Raw genomic sequence first — 17,591 nt, 5'->3', positions numbered from 1 at the left:
GCGGCGCGGGCGGTGGGCGCACCCGGATCCGGCGGCGCGGGCGGTGGGCGCACCCGGATCCGGCGGCGCGGGCGACGGGCGGGCGGGGCCGCGGGGTCAGCCGCCGAACGGCCCGGACTGCCGGGGGATCTCGCGCACGAACACCACCCCGTCCAGCAGGCCCAACGTCTGCGGGTCGAGCCCGAAGTAGGTGTGGTCGGCGGGCACCCGGGGTTTCGCCCTGCCCCCCGTCGCCGCTGCCAGCAGCCGGGGATCGACCGCCAGGCGCGGGTCGGGGAGGGCGGCGAGGAGTCCTTCCGGGGTGTCGCGGGCGGGGTGGTCGTCGGCGCCGCGGTGGCCGAACGCGGTGGCGACGAAGGCGTAGCCGTCGCCGAGGCGGGTGGCGAGCAGCGAGCCGGCGCTCCACCAGAGCAGTTCGCGGCCGCCGAGCGGGAGGCGGCCGGCCTCGCGCTGGAGGTGGCGGTTGTGGGCGAAGACCAGGGTCGGCCCGCGGTCCGCCTCGCGGCGCACGATCGCTTCGAGGTTGTCGGCCATCATCAGCTCGCGTTGCCGCATCAGCGAGTTGAACCGGTCCGGCCCGGTGTCGGCCATCGCCGCGTGGTAGCGCAGCAGTCCGGTCGCGGTCCGGGCGTCCAACTCGGCCCGCCAGCACTCCTCGGGATCGGCCCGGCCCGCGAACCCGGGAGCGTTCGCCGCCAGGAGAACCGTCAACTCGTCCGCGAGCAGCCGCAGTCGGCCGGTCTCCGCGGTGCGTCCGACGGACCGGTGCGGGTCGAGCGCGGCGGCGGGCTCGGTCCACCGCCCGTCCGGGCCGTGCAGCCGCGTCAACTCCTTGCGCGGCGGCAGGAGTTCGGCGGGCAGGTGGGCGGCCAGGAAGTCGTGCAGCCGGACGAGGGACGGTCCGGGCGGGGCGGCGGCGGCCATCTCCAGCGGGCCGTCCGCGCCGTAGCACCGCAGCCGGTCCGGCTCCGCCACCCCGCTGTTGAACTCCCGCATCCAGCGAACCAGTTCGCGGTTGCCGGCGAACTCGCCGAAGCCGTGGGAGAAGCCTTCCCGGACGACCGTGTCGAGGTCGCCGTCCGCCCCGCCGAGGTACGCGTCGACGGCCAGTGCGGCCAGGCAGTCGCTCTCGACGGCGATCGAGCGGTAGCCGTGTTCGGCGACCAGGTGGCGGAAGAGTTCGTTGCGCAGGTCGAGGAAGGCCTCGACGCCGTGGGTGGGTTCGCCGAGGGCCAGCACCCGGGTGCGGGGCGGCAGCAGGTCGGTGACGGCGGACGGGGAGAACGGCCGGGCCGCGTCCCGGAGCGCGTGCGAGACGGTCATGACTTCCACCGTATCGTTGAAGGATCGGTGTAAACTTTTCCGCTCTCAGCCCGCGAATCGAGCAGAAAAGTCTCCACCATGGCTCTGCGGCCCGTCGACCTGGCCCGGGAGCACGGCCTGTCCACCCAGGCGGTGCGCAACTACGAGGAGGCGGGCGTCCTGCCGCCCGCCGAGCGGTCCCCGCACGGGTACCGGCGGTACGGGGAGCGGCATGCCGCCGCCCTGCGCGCGTTCCTGGCGCTGGTGCCGGGCCACGGCCACCGGGCGGCCACCGCGATCCTGTGCGCCGTCAACGCCGGGCGGCCGGAGGAGGCACTGCGGCTGATCGACGAGAGCCACCTGCGCCTCGCCGAGGACCGCCGCACCCTGGACGCGGTGCGCACCGCCCTGGCGCACCTGCCGGCCGACCGGTCCGACACCGACCGCCCCGCCGCCGACCGGCCCGCCGCCGACCGGCCCGGGCCCACCCACATCGGACCGCTGGCCCACCGCCTCGGCCTGCACCCGGCCACGCTGCGCGAGTGGGAGCGCGCGGGGCTGGTCACCCCGTCCCGGGACGCCCGCACCGGCTACCGGACGTACCTGCCGGACCAGGTGCGGGAACTGCAGATCGCCGAGCAACTCCGGCGCGGCGGCCACGGGTTGGCCCGCACCGCCGAGATCCTGCACCGCCTGCGCACGGCCGGCGGCCCGGAGGCCGTCCGCCCCACCCTGGACGCCTGGCAGGACCGCCTGACCGCCCGCGGCCGCGCCCTGCTCTCCGGCGCTGCCGCCCTGCACGCCTACCTCGACCGCCCGGACGGCGCGGAGCACGCCCCGGCCTGACGCCGCCCGCAGCGGCGCCGCTTTCCCGACGGGCCGTCAGCTCAACCTGTCCGATTCCTCCAAAATCATCGGGTACGAATCCGTCCCGTCCAGTACCGGAACTCGCGGATCTCCCTTGGCAGAGTGACTGTCACCGACCGCCCCGGCCGAGAGCCGCGGCGGTACTCGTTGTGCCATCACGACAAAGGGAGCGCTGCTGTGCGCACGGAATCCGACATCGACACCGACCGCGTTCTGGTCACCGGCCTGGGGGCCACCACCCCGCTCGGCGGCACCGCCCCGGCCACCTGGCAGGCCATGCTGGAGGGCCGCAACGGCATCCGGCCGATCGACCGGGAGTGGGCGGCCGGGCTGCCGATCCGGATCGCCGGACAGCTCGCCGTCGAACCGTCCGAGGTGCTGGACCGGGTCGAGGCCCGACGGTTGGACCGCAGCGAGCAGTTGGCGCTGATCGCCGCCCGTGAGGCGTGGGCCGACGCGGGCCGGCCGGAGGTCGACGGGGAGCGGCTCGCGGTGGTGATCGGCACCGGCACCGGCGGGGCCGTGACGATGCTGGAGCAGGACGACGTGCTGGAGCGCTCCGGCGTCCGGAAGGTCTCGCCGCACACCGTGCCGATGCTGATGGCGAACGGGCCGGCCGCCTGGGTGTCGATCGACCTCGGGGCCAGGGCCGGGGCGCACACCCCGGTCAGCGCGTGCGCGTCCGGCGCGGAGGCGGTGGCGATCGGCCTGGACCTGATCCGGCTGGGCCGCGCCGACGTGGTGATCGCGGGCGGCACCGAGGCCTGCCTGCACCCGCTGCCGCTCGCCGGGTTCGCGCAGGCCCGCGCGCACTCGCTGCGCAACGACGACCCGGAGCACGCCTCCCGCCCGTTCGACCTGGACCGGGACGGCTTCGTGATCGGCGAGGGCGCGGCCGTCCTGGTGCTGGAGCGCGCCTCGCTGCGACCGGGCTGGCGCGCGTACGCGGCGCTCGCCGGGGCGGCCGTCACGTCGGACGCCCACCACATCACGGCCGGCCACCCGGACGGCCAGAGCCGCGCGATGCGGCGCGCCCTCGCCGAGGCCGGCCTCGCGCCCGAGCGGATCGGCATGGTGCACGCGCACGCCACCTCCACCCAGAAGGGCGACCTCACCGAGGCGGAGTCGCTGGCCCGGGTGTTCGGCGCGCACCGGCCCGCCGTCACGGCCACCAAGTCGATGACCGGCCACCTGTTCGGCGCGGCCGGCGCCCTCGCCGCACTGGCCACCGTGCGCTCCCTGCACGACCAGGTCATGCCGCCGGTCCGCAACCTGGCCGCTCCGGATCCGGCCGCCCACCTCGACCTGGTCGGCGGCGCCGCCCGTGCCGTCGCCTCCGACGCCGCCCTCACCAACGCCTTCGGCTTCGGCGGCCACAACGCGAGCCTGGTCTTCACCGCGGCCTGACCTGCCGTCAGTTCCCGCTGGCTGCCCGCCCCGCCGCGTCCAGCGCCTCCGCGAGCGCCGTCAACTCGGCTGCCCGCAGCACCCGTTCGGTCGGCGGCAGCGGGACGTGCAGCGGCTCCAGCCACCCCTCGGGGATCGCCCCGACGCCGTGGACGGCGCCGGCCAGGGCACCGGTGACGGCGCCGGTGGTGTCGGTGTCGCCGCCGAGGTCGACGACGGCGCGCAGTGCGGCGGGGAAGTCGGCGGTGGTGCGCAGTGCCCAGAGCGCGGAGCCGAGGCACGGCCAGGCGGCGCCGTTGCTCTCGGTGGCCAGGGCGGGGTGCCAGTCCGGGGCCAGCACGGTCGCCCAGCGTTCGCGGTGCTCGGCCCGGACGGCGGCCAGGGTCGACGGCACGGCGCCGAGCGGGTCCTCGCCGTCGAGGGCGCGGCGCAGCAGCTCGTGCAGGATCGCGGTGCCCTCCCAGGCGGCGCCGTCGCCGTGGGTGAGGGCGGTGATCCGGCGGGCGGCGTCCATGGTGGCGTCCCGGCCCTGCGGGGCGAACCGGACGGCGGCGGTGACGGCGCGCATCAGGGCGCCGTTCCCGGCGGCCCGGCCCTCGGTCTGGAAGTGGACCTGTGCGGCGAGGTCCCACGGGAGGCCGCTGCCGAGGACGCACTCGGTGAGGATGCCGATGTCCTTGGGCTCCCCGGCGGCCCAGGCCCGGAACCGGTCGAAGACCCCGGGCAGGTCGAGTCCGCCCGCGTCGAGCAGCGACTCGCCGAGGTGGACGGCCAGCTGCGTGTCGTCGGTGGCCTCCCCGGGGGCCCAGCCGCCGCCCCCGCACATCGCCGCCGCGTACGGAAAGCGCTCTCCCGGCACCAGGGGAAAGCGCTTTCCGAAGGCGCCCGCCGGACCGAACTCGAACGGCGCGCCCAGCGCGTCCCCGACCGCCGACCCGAGAACCGCCCCGACCGCCCTGTCCCGCCGCCGCATGCCGGCCCCCTCCTCCGTCGCCGTCCGGCGACCACCGCCCCCTCCGATAGCCTGGGGGCACGATGAACAACTCTTTCACCACCGCCTGGGGCACCTTCGAGCTGGCCCGATTCCCGGAGAACCCGCGCGAGCAGCTGCGCGCCTGGGACGCCGCCGACGAGTACCTGCTGCGGCACCTGAAGGAGGGCCCGGCCACCGGCGGCCCGGCGGGCGCCACGCCGGAGAGCAGCGCACCGGTGCCGCTGGACGGCGCGGCGGTGGCGGTGCTCGGCGACCGCTGGGGCGCCCTCTCCACGGCGCTCGCGGCGGCGGCCGGCTCGCTGACGGCGATCACCGACTCGTACCTGTCCGCCCGGGCGATCGCCGCGAACCTGGCCCGCAACGGGCTCGACCCCGCGTCGGTGGAGGTCCGCAGCACGCAGGACGCGCCGCCGTCCCGCATCGACGTGCTGCTGGTCCGGGTGCCCAAGAGCCTGGCGCTGCTGGAGGACCAGCTGCACCGCCTCGCCCCCGCGCTGCACGACCGGACGGTGGTGGTCGGCACCGGAATGGTGACCGAGATCCACACCTCCACCCTGCAGCTGTTCGAGCGGATCCTCGGCCCGACCCGCACTTCGCTGGCCGTCCGCAAGGCCCGCCTGATCCACACCGCACCCGACCCGGCGCAGGACCGGCCCGCGAACCCGTGGCCCCTGCGCTACCGGCTCCCGGACGGCATCGGCGTGCTGTCGGGCCGTCAGGTCGCCAACCAGGCGGGCGTGTTCTGCGCGGACCGCCTCGACATCGGCACCCGGTTCTTCCTCCAGCACCTGCCCGACCTGCAGGACGCCCGCCGGGTGGTCGACCTCGGCTGCGGCAACGGCATCGTCGGCACCGCCGCCGCGCTCACCGCCCCGCACGCCGAACTCCTCTTCGTGGACGAGTCGTTCCAGGCGGTGGCGTCCGCCGAGGAGACCTTCCGCGGCAATCTCGGACCGGACGCCCGCGCCGAGTTCCTGGTCGGCGACGCCCTCGCGGACGTCCCCGACGCCTCGGTGGACGTCGTCCTCCTCAACCCGCCGTTCCACTCCCACCAGGCGACCACGGACGCCATCGCCCGCCGGATGTTCACCGGCGCCCGCCGGGTCCTGCGCCCGGGCGGCGAACTCCGTGTGGTCGGCAACCGCCACCTCGGCCACCACGTCACCCTCCGCCGCCTCTTCGGCAACTGCCGCACGGTGGCGGGCAGTCCGAAGTTCACGGTGCTCAGCGCGGTCCGTCGATAGGGCCCCGGCCACGGGCGGCGGCAGGGCTGGCGTCGGGGCTGTCCGGGCGGTGCTCTAGGGTGAGCGCCGTTTCGCCGTGGATCATCGCCGTGGACGTCCCCCGCGGCCGAGTACCACCGCCCAGGGGAGGGCCCGCCATGGACGCCGTGCAACCCGCCTCGGGAGCCCCCGCTCCCGAGGCGCCGTCACCGACCTGCTTCCGCCACGCCGACCGCGAGTCGTACGTGCGCTGCACCCGCTGCGACCGCAACGTCTGCCCGGACTGCCGGCGCGACGCCGCCGTCGGCTACCAGTGCGTCGAGTGCGTCAAGGACGGCCATCGGACGGTGCGGCAGGCCCGCACCGCGTTCGGCGGACGGATCACCGCCCGGCCGTACGCCACCCTCACGCTGATCGCGCTGAACGTCGCCGCGTACGTGCTGGAACTGGTGCGGCCGGAGACCGTCCAGCGGTTCGGCATGATCGGTTCGGCGCTGATGCTGCGCGACCCGGGCGAGCAGCCCACCGACCTCTCGGCGTTCCACCTGGCCGGCGTCGCGCACGGCGAGTGGTACCGCCTGCTCACCGGCGCGTTCCTGCACCTGTCGCCGAACTCGGACACCTTCCTCGGCCCGATGGCGATCACCCACATCGTGTTCAACATGTACTGGCTGTGGTCGCTCGGCCGGGTCGTCGAGGACCGCCTCGGCGTGCTGCGCTTCCTCGGCCTGTACCTGCTCTCCGCACTCGGCGGCTCGGTGCTGGTCTACCTGGCCGCCCCGCACACGCTGACCGTCGGCGCGTCCGGCGCGATCTTCGGCCTGGCCGGCGGCTACTGGATGCTCAGCCGACGGCAGGGCTACGACCCGCTCGGCGGCAACCAGATGATGGTCACCCTGGTGGTGTGGATGGTGGTCTCGGCGAGCTTCGCCTCCTGGCAGGGCCACCTCGGCGGCCTGCTCACCGGCGTCGCCTCCGGCGCGGCCATCGCCTACGCCCCGCGCCAGCAGCGCGGCCTGGTCCAACTGATCAGCCTGGGCGCGGTCCTGCTGCTCCTGGCCACCCTGATCTACGCCAACACCGACCACCTGAACGTCACCACGGGCATGGACTGACGGCCCGTCAGAACGCCTCCCGCACCGCCTCGCCGAGCAGCGCCGCCGCCTCCCGCAGCCGCTGCTCGGCAACTCCCGCGTACCCCAGGGCGATGGCCGCCCGGCCCGGCCCGAGCCGCCCCGGCGCGACCGTCGCCACCCGCACCCCGCGGCGCAGCGCAGCGTCCGCCACCGCCTGCTCGCCGACACCGTCCGGCAGGTCCGCGTACAGGTGCAACCCGGCGGCCACGCCCCGCAGTTCGGCCTGCGGCAGGTGCTCGCGCAGGCCCGCCACCAGCGCGTCGCGCCGGGCCCGGTAGCGGGGCCGGACGGCGCGCAGGTGGCGGTCGTAGCCGCCGCTCTCCAGCAGGGCGGCGAAGGCGAGTTGGTCGACCGCACCGGTCCCGAGGTCGGCGTACCGCTTGGCGTGCGCGAACGGCTCCACCAGGTGCCCCGGCAGAACGGCCCAGCCGAGCCGCAGCCCCGGCGCCAGCGTCTTGCTGAGCGAGCCCAGGTACACCGTCCGCTCCGGCGCCAACCCCTGGACGGCGCCCACGGGTTCACGGTCGTACCGGAACTCGGCGTCGTAGTCGTCCTCCACCACCAGCCCGCCGGCCCGCGCCCACGCGGCGAGTTCGGTCCGGCGCCGCGCCGACAGCACCACCCCCGTCGGATACTGGTGCGCCGGCGTCACCAGCACCGCCTGCGCCCCGGACGCCGCCAACTCCCGCACCACCAGGCCCTCCTGGTCCACCGGCACGCCCACCGGCCGCACCCCGTGCGCCCGCAGCAGCTCCAGGGTGCCCGGCGAGCCCGGATCCTCCACCGCGAGCTGCCGCCCCTCCGCCGCCAGCACCTGCATCAGCAGCGCCAGCCCCTGCCCCACCCCGCTCACCACCGCCACCCGCTCCGGCCGCGCCACCACCGCCCGCACCCGCCCCAGGTACGCCGCCAACTCCCGCCGCAACTGCGGAAGTCCGGCCGGATCCGCGTACCCCAACTCGCTGTTCGCCGCACCCAGCAGCGCCCGCCGCACCGCACCCGCCCACGCCGCCCGCGGGAACGACCCCAGATCGGGGGTGCCCGGCTTCAGGTCGTACCGCGAGGCGGCCGGCGCCGCCCGCTCCACCCGCCCCGGCCCCGCATCCGCCACCCCCGCCGCAACCCGCGTCCCCGACCCGCGCCGCCCCACCAGGTACCCCTCGGCGGCGAGTTGCTCGTACGCCTCCACCACCACGCCCCGGGAGACCCCCAACTCCCCCGCCAGCACCCGACTCCCCGGCAGCCGCTCCCCCGCCACCAACCGCCCGTCCCGCACCGCCGCCCGCAACCCCCGCGTCAACCGCCCCGCCAGATCCCCGTCCCCGTCCCCCCACTCGACCAACAACTCCCGCATCCCCCCATCATGACAGCGCGGGCCCCGCCAGGGGCCCGGGGAACGGCGGGGTCAAGTCTGCTGGCGATCAACGGGGCGCGAAGAGGTCCCGCCGTTTCGGGTCCCCGCCGTGAGGCCCGCCGCAGCCATGACCAACCGCTGTCCCCGACCCCCTGCAACTCGACCTCGCCGTTCCCCGAGCCCCTGACGGGGCTCCCGCCGTTCTCCCCCCATCCCCCGACGGGGCTCCCGCCGTTCTCCCCCCATCCCCTGACAGGGCTCGGGAAGTGGTCCTGTCGGAGGGGTCGTCAGTGGTCCTGGGAAGGGGACCACCTCGGTTCTAGCGTGGCGTTCATGCCCACCACCGTCGCCCCTGCCGGGTCGTCAACTCCGGCGGCCGTGCCCTCGCGTCTCGGAGGCTCCCTGCGAGCGGCCACCGCCATGACGATGCTCGGCTGTTCCACCGGCGTCACCGCCACGTTCTCCTCCTATCCGGTCGCCGCCGGCCAGGCCCTCCGCTATGCGCTGGCCGCGGCCGTCCTCCTCCCGCTCGCCCGTCGCCGGGGGCCGGGCCCCCGGCCGACGCCCCGCGAGTTCGGGCTCCTTCTGGCTCTCGCCGCCACCGGCCTGTTCGCCTTCAACCTCCTGATGGTCACGGCCCTGCGGCACACCGATCCGGCGGTGGTCGGCAGCATCGTCGGCTGCACGCCCCTTCTCCTGGGTGTCCTCGGCCCGTTGCTGTCCCGCCGCCGCCCGGCGGCCCGCCTGCTCGCGGCGGCGGCCCTCGTCGTCGCGGGCGCCGCCCTGACCCAGGGCTTCGGTTCCGGTGACACCGTCGGACTCCTGTGCGCCGCGGGCACGTTGCTCTGCGAGGCCGCGTTCTCGCTGCTCGCCGTTCCGCTGCTGCCCCGTCTCGGTCCGGTTCGGGTGTCCGCCTGGACCACGGCCCTCGCGGTGCCCCTGTTCGCGGTGACCGCCGCCCTCTCCCCCGTTACCCTGCGCGCGCCGACGACGACCGAGCTCCTGGCCCTGCTCTATCTCGCCCTGGTGATGACCTGTGTCGCCTTCCTACTCTGGTACTCGGCGCTGACCCGTCTCGCGCCGGAGCACGCCGGCCTGTTCGGCGGTCTGATCCCGCTCACGGCGGCTCTGTCGGGGGCGGTCCTCACCGCCACCGTCCCGACCGCGCCGCAACTGCTGGGCGCCGTCCTGGTGACGGTCGCCCTGCTGCTCGGTCCGCCGCGCGCCGCCGGACGGAGCGTCACCACCTGACCGGCACCGGGCCGCCGCCGCCCGGGGCCGGACCCCACTCGTCCGGGCGGTGGCCGTTGTCGCGCCGCCGAGGCCTCGGCTTAGGCTTTCCGCGATGAGAGTCGACCGCCGCAGTCTTCTGCGCTCCTCCGCCCGACTGGCCGCGATCACCGCCACGGCCTGGCTCACCGCCACGTGCAGCGGCGCCACCGACGGCCGGGGCCGTTCCGCGACCGCGGTGGCGGCCCGTCCGCAGCCTTCGCACCTCACCGAGGGCACCGACCCCGGCACGGATCCGAGCCTGCCCACCTCCGCGTCCACCAGCGCCCCGTCCGCCGCGGCGACCGCCGAGGGCGTCGCGCCGTCCCCGCTCGTCCTGCCGCCGCTCGCCCCGGACACCCCGCTGGAGGTGGTGACGGGCCCGCGCTCCCGCCCGCAGGTCGCGCTGACCTTCCACGGGCAGGGCGACCCGGCGATCGCGACGGCGCTGCTGACGGCCGCCGAGCAGCGCGGGGCGCGGCTGACCGTGATGGTGGTGGGCAGCTGGCTGGACCAGCAGCCGCAGATGGCGCGGCGGATCCTGGACGGCGGCCACGAACTCGGCAACCACACCCAGAACCACCTGGACATCTCCTCGCTGCCGCCGGACCGGGCCCGCGACGAGATAGCGCAGTGCGCGCAGCGGCTGGAGCGCCTGACCGGGTCGATGGGCCGCTGGTTCCGGCCGTCGGCGGCCCAGTACGCGACGCGGATGGTGAAGGAGCAGGCCCAGCAGGTCGGTTACCAGCACGTGCTGTCCTTCGACATCGACCCGCGGGACTACACGGACCCGGGCCCCGACGTCGTCGCCCAGCGGGTGCTGAAGGCGGCGGCCGCCGGTTCGGTGGTCGCCCTGCACATGGGCCACCCGGGCACGGTGGCGGCCCTCCCGGCGATCCTGGACGGCCTGACCGCCAAGGGCCTGCACGCGGTGACCGCCTCCGAACTCTGCGCCTGAACCCGCCCCCTCCCGCGCCCCGAACCCGCCCCCTCCCGCGCCCCGGACCCGCCCCTCCCGTGCACCGGCCCCGCCCCGCCCCGTCCGCCGGAAGCCGTCCGAAACCCCACCCGCACAGGGCCTGACCCGCCCTCACTTCCGGCCCGGCCGCCGTGCCATGCTCGACCCATGCGCTATCTCTTCCTCGGCGCCGGCGCGGTCGGCGGCACCATCGGCGGTCGTCTCCACCGGAGCGGCCACGACGTGGTCCTGGTCGCCCGCGGCCCGCACCTGGCGGCGCTGCGCAAGGACGGCCTGCACCTGACCACGCCGGACGGCTCGCACCTGCTGCCCGTCCCGACGGTCGGCGGGCCCGACGAGATCGACCTGATGCCGGACGACGTGCTGGTGCTGGCGGTGAAGACCCAGCACTCGGCGGAGCTGCTCGACCAGTGGGCGCCCCGCCCGGTCGCGGGCGGCGGCACGGCGGGCGAGCGGCTGCCGCTGGTCTGCGCGCAGAACGGGGTGGAGAACGAGCGCCTGGCGCTGCGCCGCTTCGCCCGGGTGTACGGGATGTGCGTGTGGCTGCCGTCCACGCACCTGGAGCCGGGCCGGGTCTCGGCGGCGGGCTCGCCGCGCTCGGGCATGCTGCACCTGGGCCGCTATCCGCACGGCGCGGACGACCTCGCGGAGCGGATCTCGGCCGATCTGACGGCCTCGTACTTCGACGCGCCGGTGACGGACCGGGTGATGGCGTGGAAGTACGCGAAGCTGTTGAGCAATCTCGGCAACGCGCTGGAGGCGGTGGCCGGCCCGATCGACGGCGAGCTGCGCATGCAGCTGTGGCAGCGGGTGCAGGCGGAGGGGCGGGCGGTGCTGGCGGCCGCCGGGATCGAGCACCCGTCGGAGGAGGAGCAGCGGGCGAGGCGCGGCGACCGGGTGACGCTGGTGCCGCTGGACGGCGAGGAGCGCGGCGGCGGGTCGTCCTGGCAGAGCCTGGCGCGCGGCACCGGCGACATTGAGGCGGACTTCCTGAACGGCGAGGTCGTCCTGCTGGGCCGCCTGCACGGTGTGCCGACGCCGGTCAACGCCGCCCTCCAGCGGCTGGCGGGCGTGTTCGCCCGCGAGGGCCGCCCGGCGGGCTCGCTGCCGGCGGCCGACCTGGCCGCGCTGCTCGACCTCCCGTTCGCCTGAGCGGAACTGACGGGCCGTCACGCCATCGGGTCGTCCGGCCCGTACGGCCGCAGGCGCAGGGTGCGCGCGTCGGCGGCGCGGATCGCGGCGGCGGAGGTGACCAGGGTCTCCAGGTTGTCGCGGCCGGCGTGCAGGAAGCGGCCGTGCAGTCCGTCGAAGCGGCCGCGGGCGGCGTCCACGGTGACGGCGACCATGTAGGGGATGGAGCCCCAGTCCTTCATGTCGTGGAACATCGGCATGTCGGCGGTCATGTCGGTCCGGACGGCGCCGGGGCTGATGTCGAGCACCACGATGCCGTGCTGCCCGACCGAGTCGGCGATGTTGTCGGACAGTTGGAGCAGCGCGCCCTTGGAGGTGGCGTAGGCGGTGTAGTTGCCGTCGGGGCGCAGCGCGAAGCCGCTGTTGAGGTTGACGACCCGGCCGCGGCCGCGTTCGACCATGCCGGGCAGCACGTTGCGGAGCATGTTGTAGGGGCCGCGCAGGTTGGTCTCGACGACCTGCCACCACTGGGCGGGGTCGGTCTCCCAGATCGGCACTTCGTCGCGGTCGACCTGTCCGGCGTTGTTGACCAGCAGGTCGACGGGGCCGAGGTCGCGTTCGATCGAGCGGACGGCTTCGCGGACGGCGCCGGGGTGGCCGACGTCGGCGGTGACGGCGACGCCGCGGGCGCCGTGGTGGACGCACTCCTTGAGGGCGTCGACCAGGGTGTCCTGGGTGCGGCCGACCAGTCCGACGGCCATGCCCTCGGCGGCGAGGCCGATGGCGATCTCGCGTCCGATGCCGCGTCCGGCCCCGGTGACGATTCCGACCTGCCCGGCGAGTGATCCGGTCCCCATCTGCCTGCTCCCTCCGGCGGCTTCCTTCGGCTGGACGTTCGCATTGTGGTCCCCGGGCGCGGGGCGGGGGCGGGCGCACCGCCGATGCTCACCCGTTCGAGGAGGGCGAGCCGGGACCGAGCCGGGGTGAACGTGCGTTAAGGCAGGTAGTACCGTCGTCCGGGCGGACTGCCGGGCCCCGACCGGGGCGCGGTGGCCGTGACACCACCGGCTGGGTGACCCCCAGCTCCACGTGAAGGGCAACTGAGTGAGTGACATCGCGCGTGTCGGAGTAGTCGGCTGCGGCCTCATGGGGTCGGGCATCGCCGAGGTCTTCGCCCGTTCGGGCCTGGACGTGCTGGTCTCGGAGGCCAGTGGCGAGGCGCTGGAGCTGGGCCGGACCCGGCTGACCAACTCCCTGGAGACCGCCGTTCGGCGCGGCAAGCTGACGGAGGAGCAGCGCGACGAGGCGCTGTCCCGCCTGGCGTTCACCACCGACCTGGCGGACTTCCACGACCGGGACCTGGTGGTCGAGGCGGTCGCGGAGCGCGAGGACATCAAGGTCAAGATCTTCCAGACGCTGGACCAGGTGGTGGCCCGCCGGGACGCGATCCTGGCGTCGAACACCTCGTCGATCCCGATCGTGAAGCTCGCGGCGGCGACCGGCCGTCCGGAGCAGGTGATCGGCCTGCACTTCTTCAACCCGGCGCCGGTGCAGAAGCTGGTCGAGGTCATCCCGACCCTGACCACCTCGGTGGAGACCACCACCCGCGCCGAGCAGTTCGCCGTCGACGTGCTGGGCAAGGAGCCGATCCGGGCCCGTGACCGGGCCGGTTTCGTGGTGAACGCGCTGCTGGTGCCGTACCTGCTGTCGGCGGTGCGGATGTTCGAGTCGGGCGTGGCGACGGCCGCGGACATCGACAAGGGCATGGAGGCCGGTTGCGCCCACCCGATGGGCCCGCTGCGGCTGTGCGACCTGATCGGCCTGGACACCATCGTCTCGATCGCCGAGTCGATGTACGAGGAGTACAAGGAGCCGCTGTACGCGGCGCCGCCGCTGCTGTCGCGGATGGTGGACGCGGGCCTGCTGGGCCGCAAGTCCGGCCGCGGCTTCTACGACTACACGGCGGCCTGACCTCCCGTCAGCGCCCTTCGGCCGTCCCCGGTTCCGTTCCGGGGGCGGCCGTCCGCTTTCCCGGCGCGCGGGTCAGGGGGTGGCGTAGCGGGCGATGTCGACGACCCGGCAGCTGACCGGGCCCTGCGGGTCGGCGGTGCCCTGGGCCTGCTCGACGGCGTCCTGGGCGGGGGCGAGGGTGCTGGCGGCGGCGACGCCTTCGGTGATCTGGCGGCCGGCGCCGTCGAGGAAGGCGATCTGCACCACGTAGTTGCTGGTGGTGGCGGAGTGGTTGGTGATCCGGACGGTGGCGGCGGGCCAGTGCAGTTGGTCGTCGACGGCGCAGGCGGTCAGTTCGACGTCGCCGGCCGCCCGGTCGGCCCCGAACCCCAGGGCGGTTCCGCCGCCGGGAGCGGGTGCGCAGCCGCCGGCGGCGAGTGCGGCGGCCAGGCAGGCGGCGGTGACGGTCGCACGGATGCGCATGGCTCCCCCTCCGGGCGGGCGCGGTCGGGGCCGACGCTACCGACCGGCGCGGACCCGGCGGGCCAGTTGTGTCCAAGTTGTAATAACGGCACGAAGTAAGTGTGTTGACGAACCGTCGACAATTGCGGGGCGGCAGCCCGGAGCGCCCGGTCCCGCGCGGGTGCGGGGGCCGGGCGCTCCGGGCGGCCGGGTCAGCTGTTGATCTGGTACGGGTCGCCGTAGACCTTCCACTTCAGCGGCGGGTTCAGGTCGAAGTTCTTGGCGTTGAGGAACACCCGCTGCTCGGTGTCCACCCGGCTGGTGTCCGCGTGCGCCTCCTCCTGCTTCATGACGACCTTGCGGGCGTCCAGGAAGGCGTTCAGGTAGGTCGCCTCGTCGCCGCCCTGCGCCGGCGTCTTGGCCTTCTTCAGCGCGGCGGCGCGGATCCCGCCGAAGGAGTCGCTGCTGGTGCCGGGGCCGTGCATGACGATGGCGTCGTAGTAGATGAACTGGCCGAGCGCCCGCAGCCCGTCCGCCTTGCCCTGCTTGACCGCGGGGTTGAAGTAGACCCGGTCGCGCTCGTCGTTCTGCGCGGTCTGGAAGACGGTGTCCTTGGCAGCCGTCTTCCAGTCGTTGACGAACGCGCTGCCGAGGCCGGAGTGCGAGTCGCTGCCGTTGACCTTCTTCAGCGCGGGCAGGTACTTCGCCAGCACGTTGCCGGGCTTCAGGTCGGTGTAGTGCTGCACCAGCTCCAGCATGTCGCCGGTGCCGGAACAGAAGCCGATGATGCCGGCGGTGTAGCCGCGGCCGTCGCCGATGTCCTCGATGTACTTGTACTGGGCCTTCCAGTCGAGCGAGGAGTTCTCCGCGGAGGAGACCAGCTGCATGGCGATCTCCTTCTTGTGCGCGTCGTCCAGGCCCACCGTCGCGGCGGCGGCGGTGCCCGTTCCGGCGGTGGCGAGGGTGAGCGGGAGGGCGGCGAACAGGACCGCGAGGGCGGCGCGGGTGGTGCGGTGCTTGGTCTGCATCTGACGCTCCGTCGGCCGGCTGCGGGCACGGGGGTGCCCGCAGGAGAGGGTTAGGAAAGTTTCCTAACAGGGATTGAAGCGTCGAGGACGGCGGTCCGCAAGACGTCCGACGGATCTGACAGGTACTGGCCACCGGGTGCGGCGGAAAACCGCTGGCCCCGTCGCCGACGGACCGTCATCCTGGGGCCGATGATGATCCGCGAAGCCACCGCCGAGGACTGGGCCGCCATCTGGCCGTTCTTCCACCGCGTCGTCCGCGCCGGCGAGACGTTCACCTACCCGGTCGACCTCACCGCCGACACCGCCCGCGACTGGTGGCTGCTCCACGCCCCCAACCGCACCGTCGTCGCCGTCGACGACGACGGCACGGTCGTCGGCACCGCCAAGATGAACAACAACCAGTGGGGCAACGGCGCGCACGTCGCCAGCGCCAGCTACCTGGTCGACCCCGACCACGCCGGCCGCGGCGTCGGCCGCGCCCTGTGCCGGCACACCCTCGACTGGGCCCGCCAACAGGGCTTCCGCGCCATGCAGTTCAACGCGGTGGTCGCCACCAACACCCCCGCCCTGCACCTGTACGCGTCGCTCGGGTTCCGCATCCTCGGCACCGTCCCCGAAGGCTTCCGCCACCCCGTGCACGGCCTGGTCGGACTGCACATCATGCACCGCCCGCTGTGACGGCCGCGGCCTCCCGCCGCACCGCCCGCCGGGAGGCCGCCGTCACCGCCAGCGACACCGCCGCCAGCAGCGCGATCGCCCACCGCGGCTCCACCGCCTGCGCCAGCGCGCCCGCCAGCGCCGCGCCGATGCCCTGCCAGGTGAGCCGCCCCGCCGACTCCACGCCCTGCACCTGGCCGCGCTCCGCGCCGGGCGTCAGTGCCAGCAAGTGCTCCTGCAACGGCAGCGTCGCCGCGAACCCGATCCCGGCCACGCCCACCGCGAGCAGCGCCACCACCAGCGGCGGACGCAGCGCCAGCAGCAGGAACGGCGCCGCCAGCAGCAGCCGCAGCCCGAACGCCCAGCGCGCCCGCCGCCCCGCGTCCAGCAGCCGGCCCACCGTCAGGTCGCCCAGCAGCATCCCCGCCGAACCCGCCGCCAGCAGCAGCCCCGCCCGCCCGGGCGCGTACGGCAGGAACAGCGCCAGGCAGCCCACCACCAGCCCGTTCGGCACCCACAGGTTCAGCAGCAGCGCCCGCCGGCCCGGCCGGCCCAGCAGCTTCGCGTTCCCCCGCCAGGTCTCCCGCAGGCCCGGCCGGCGCGCCGCACGCACCGAGCGCTCCCGCACCGTCACCGCCACCACGGCCGTCGCCGCCGCAGCCAACACCCCGGCCAGCGCGAACACCTGATACGGACTCAGCACCGCCAGCAGCGCCCCGCCGAGCGCGAACCCGAGCACCGACGCGCCGCCCGCCGTGACGTTCATCAGCGACCGCGCCGGCGCGTACCCGGCCGCCGGCACGATCTCCGCCAGCAGCCCCATCCGGGCGCCCGTGCCGAGCGCCTGGAAGAAGCCCACCACCAGCAGCAGCCCGAACCGGGCGGCCAGCGGCAGCCCCGGCACGGCCTGCGCCGCCAGCGCCGCCAGCGACAGGCCGTGCAGCGCCACCAGCGCCCGCCGCGGCCGGCTGCCGTCCGCGACCGACATCAGCGTCGTCGCGCCCAGCACCGCCGCGAACGACGACCCGTACATGCTCAGCGCCGTCAGCAGCGGCGAACCGGTCCGCCCCTGCACCAGCGAACCCAGCGCGAACCCGGACAGCGTCCCCGCCGCCGCCGTCAGCGAGAAACTCGCGTACAGGCCCGCGAACTCCCGCTGCCGCAGCAGCTCCAGATAGCCCACCACGGGCGCGACCCGGTCGCGCCCCGTACCCAACACCGTGTCAGAGGTCATGAAAAAAGCCTCCGACGCTGCCGCGGGCGCGTTCGAAGGCTGACCCGGGGACCATAGCAGCACGCCGCCCCGGCACGCCAACCGTGTTGCCCCGCACACCTTTTCGGGAGCGGGCCCGCCCCGCACCGCCGGTCTGGCACAGTGTCCCCCATGCGATCCGTCATCACGCGAACCGCCCTGGGCTGCCTCGCCCTCGGCGTCGCCCTCTCCCTCACCTCGTGCGACTTCCCGGGCAGCGGCTCCAAGGACGCCAAGAAGCCCGCCGCCACCGCGGCCCCCTCGGACGACAACTGGGACCAGGCCGTCAGCGCCGAGATCGACATGATCTCCGGCCTGAAGGAGATCGACCCCGACCTGATCGACGACCAGCAGAAGGCGATCGACGCCGCCGCCGAGGTCTGCAAGGAGATCAAGAAGTCCAAGGGCGACAGCGCGGGCCTCGGCCAGGTCGCCGTCACCAAGTTCGCCGAGGTGAAGGCCGGCCTCACCGCCGAGGACGGCGAGAAGATCGTCATCCTGCTGAAGGACACCACCTGCAAGTAGCCGGCGGCCGGCAACGACGGAGCCCCGCCGGGCCCGGGACCTTCGAGTCCCGGGC

The 17,591-nt window shown here is 74.7% G+C and carries 17 protein-coding genes; 10 read left to right on the top strand and 7 right to left on the bottom strand.

The window, feature by feature from the left end; translation table 11 throughout:
- Window positions 1–96 precede the first annotated feature (96 nt).
- A complete protein-coding gene (locus ACFV1L_RS29015; RefSeq protein WP_380371272.1) occupies window positions 97–1,323 on the bottom strand; it encodes an erythromycin esterase family protein in 1,227 nt (408 codons plus the stop codon).
- A 78-nt stretch (window positions 1,324–1,401) separates the two neighbouring features.
- Here ACFV1L_RS29015 and ACFV1L_RS29010 point away from each other — a divergent pair, with 78 nt between their 5' ends.
- Together ACFV1L_RS29010 and ACFV1L_RS29005 are read left to right on the top strand one after the other, a co-directional pair.
- On the top strand, window positions 1,402–2,148 hold the full coding sequence (locus ACFV1L_RS29010) for a MerR family DNA-binding transcriptional regulator (RefSeq protein WP_380371270.1): 747 nt from the start codon (window positions 1,402–1,404) through the stop codon (window positions 2,146–2,148).
- Between the two features lie 198 nt (window positions 2,149–2,346).
- Complete coding sequence (locus tag ACFV1L_RS29005) at window positions 2,347–3,576, top strand: beta-ketoacyl-[acyl-carrier-protein] synthase family protein (protein ID WP_380371268.1); 1,230 nt, start codon at window positions 2,347–2,349, stop codon at window positions 3,574–3,576.
- 7 nt (window positions 3,577–3,583) lie between these two features.
- On the opposite strand, the gene ACFV1L_RS29000 is transcribed toward ACFV1L_RS29005, so the two are convergent.
- The gene (locus tag ACFV1L_RS29000) at window positions 3,584–4,549 is read right to left on the bottom strand and encodes an ADP-ribosylglycohydrolase family protein (protein ID WP_380371266.1); all 966 of its coding nucleotides are present in this window, start codon (window positions 4,547–4,549) and stop codon (window positions 3,584–3,586) included.
- Between the two features lie 62 nt (window positions 4,550–4,611).
- Here ACFV1L_RS29000 and ACFV1L_RS28995 point away from each other — a divergent pair, with 62 nt between their 5' ends.
- Both ACFV1L_RS28995 and ACFV1L_RS28990 read left to right on the top strand, forming a co-directional pair.
- The gene (locus ACFV1L_RS28995) at window positions 4,612–5,814 is read left to right on the top strand and encodes a methyltransferase (protein ID WP_380371265.1); all 1,203 of its coding nucleotides are present in this window, start codon (window positions 4,612–4,614) and stop codon (window positions 5,812–5,814) included.
- Between the two features lie 137 nt (window positions 5,815–5,951).
- Complete coding sequence (locus ACFV1L_RS28990) at window positions 5,952–6,908, top strand: rhomboid family intramembrane serine protease (RefSeq protein WP_380371262.1); 957 nt, start codon at window positions 5,952–5,954, stop codon at window positions 6,906–6,908.
- Between the two features lie 7 nt (window positions 6,909–6,915).
- On the opposite strand, the gene ACFV1L_RS28985 is transcribed toward ACFV1L_RS28990, so the two are convergent.
- Entirely contained in the window at window positions 6,916–8,283 is a 1,368-nt protein-coding gene (locus ACFV1L_RS28985) for a PLP-dependent aminotransferase family protein (RefSeq protein ID WP_380371260.1), read from the bottom strand.
- A gap of 333 nt (window positions 8,284–8,616) precedes the next feature.
- Between ACFV1L_RS28985 and ACFV1L_RS28980 the strand changes: the two genes are divergently transcribed.
- From ACFV1L_RS28980 to ACFV1L_RS28970, 3 genes are all read left to right on the top strand, one after another.
- On the top strand, window positions 8,617–9,534 hold the full coding sequence (locus ACFV1L_RS28980) for an EamA family transporter (protein ID WP_380371257.1): 918 nt from the start codon (window positions 8,617–8,619) through the stop codon (window positions 9,532–9,534).
- 94 nt (window positions 9,535–9,628) lie between these two features.
- Window positions 9,629–10,510: a polysaccharide deacetylase family protein gene (locus ACFV1L_RS28975; RefSeq protein WP_380371255.1), complete on the top strand. Its 882-nt coding sequence runs from the start codon at window positions 9,629–9,631 to the stop codon at window positions 10,508–10,510.
- Between the two features lie 168 nt (window positions 10,511–10,678).
- The gene (locus ACFV1L_RS28970) at window positions 10,679–11,683 is read left to right on the top strand and encodes a ketopantoate reductase family protein (RefSeq protein ID WP_380371254.1); all 1,005 of its coding nucleotides are present in this window, start codon (window positions 10,679–10,681) and stop codon (window positions 11,681–11,683) included.
- Between the two features lie 17 nt (window positions 11,684–11,700).
- Here ACFV1L_RS28970 and ACFV1L_RS28965 read toward each other — a convergent pair whose 3' ends face one another.
- Complete coding sequence (locus ACFV1L_RS28965) at window positions 11,701–12,519, bottom strand: SDR family NAD(P)-dependent oxidoreductase (protein WP_380371251.1); 819 nt, start codon at window positions 12,517–12,519, stop codon at window positions 11,701–11,703.
- A 247-nt stretch (window positions 12,520–12,766) separates the two neighbouring features.
- Between ACFV1L_RS28965 and ACFV1L_RS28960 the strand changes: the two genes are divergently transcribed.
- Window positions 12,767–13,633, top strand: coding sequence for a 3-hydroxybutyryl-CoA dehydrogenase (locus ACFV1L_RS28960; protein ID WP_380371250.1), 867 nt, complete (start codon window positions 12,767–12,769; stop codon window positions 13,631–13,633).
- A 72-nt stretch (window positions 13,634–13,705) separates the two neighbouring features.
- Here the strand turns inward: ACFV1L_RS28960 and ACFV1L_RS28955 are convergent, their stop codons facing one another.
- Window positions 13,706–14,095 (bottom strand): hypothetical protein, encoded by a 390-nt coding sequence (locus tag ACFV1L_RS28955; protein ID WP_380371248.1) that lies wholly within the window; start codon window positions 14,093–14,095, stop codon window positions 13,706–13,708.
- 191 nt (window positions 14,096–14,286) lie between these two features.
- On the bottom strand, window positions 14,287–15,102 hold the full coding sequence (locus tag ACFV1L_RS28950) for a chitosanase (protein ID WP_380371246.1): 816 nt from the start codon (window positions 15,100–15,102) through the stop codon (window positions 14,287–14,289).
- A 189-nt stretch (window positions 15,103–15,291) separates the two neighbouring features.
- On the opposite strand from ACFV1L_RS28950, the gene ACFV1L_RS28945 reads away from it, so the two are divergent.
- Window positions 15,292–15,780 (top strand): GNAT family N-acetyltransferase, encoded by a 489-nt coding sequence (locus ACFV1L_RS28945; protein ID WP_380371243.1) that lies wholly within the window; start codon window positions 15,292–15,294, stop codon window positions 15,778–15,780.
- Here ACFV1L_RS28945 and ACFV1L_RS28940 read toward each other — a convergent pair.
- Window positions 15,761–16,993, bottom strand: a complete 1,233-nt coding sequence (locus ACFV1L_RS28940; RefSeq protein WP_380371240.1) for a hypothetical protein — start codon at window positions 16,991–16,993, stop codon at window positions 15,761–15,763. The genes ACFV1L_RS28945 and ACFV1L_RS28940 overlap by 20 nt on opposite strands.
- A gap of 150 nt (window positions 16,994–17,143) precedes the next feature.
- Here ACFV1L_RS28940 and ACFV1L_RS28935 point away from each other — a divergent pair, with 150 nt between their 5' ends.
- Window positions 17,144–17,536 (top strand): hypothetical protein, encoded by a 393-nt coding sequence (locus ACFV1L_RS28935; RefSeq protein ID WP_380371238.1) that lies wholly within the window; start codon window positions 17,144–17,146, stop codon window positions 17,534–17,536.
- Window positions 17,537–17,591: the final 55 nt, after the last annotated feature.

This window comes from Kitasatospora sp. NPDC059646 (assembly GCF_042734615.1).
Classification (GTDB): domain Bacteria; phylum Actinomycetota; class Actinomycetes; order Streptomycetales; family Streptomycetaceae; genus Kitasatospora.
Note: the sequence above shows the minus strand (reverse complement) of the source record. Positions and strands in the feature narration are given on the sequence as shown.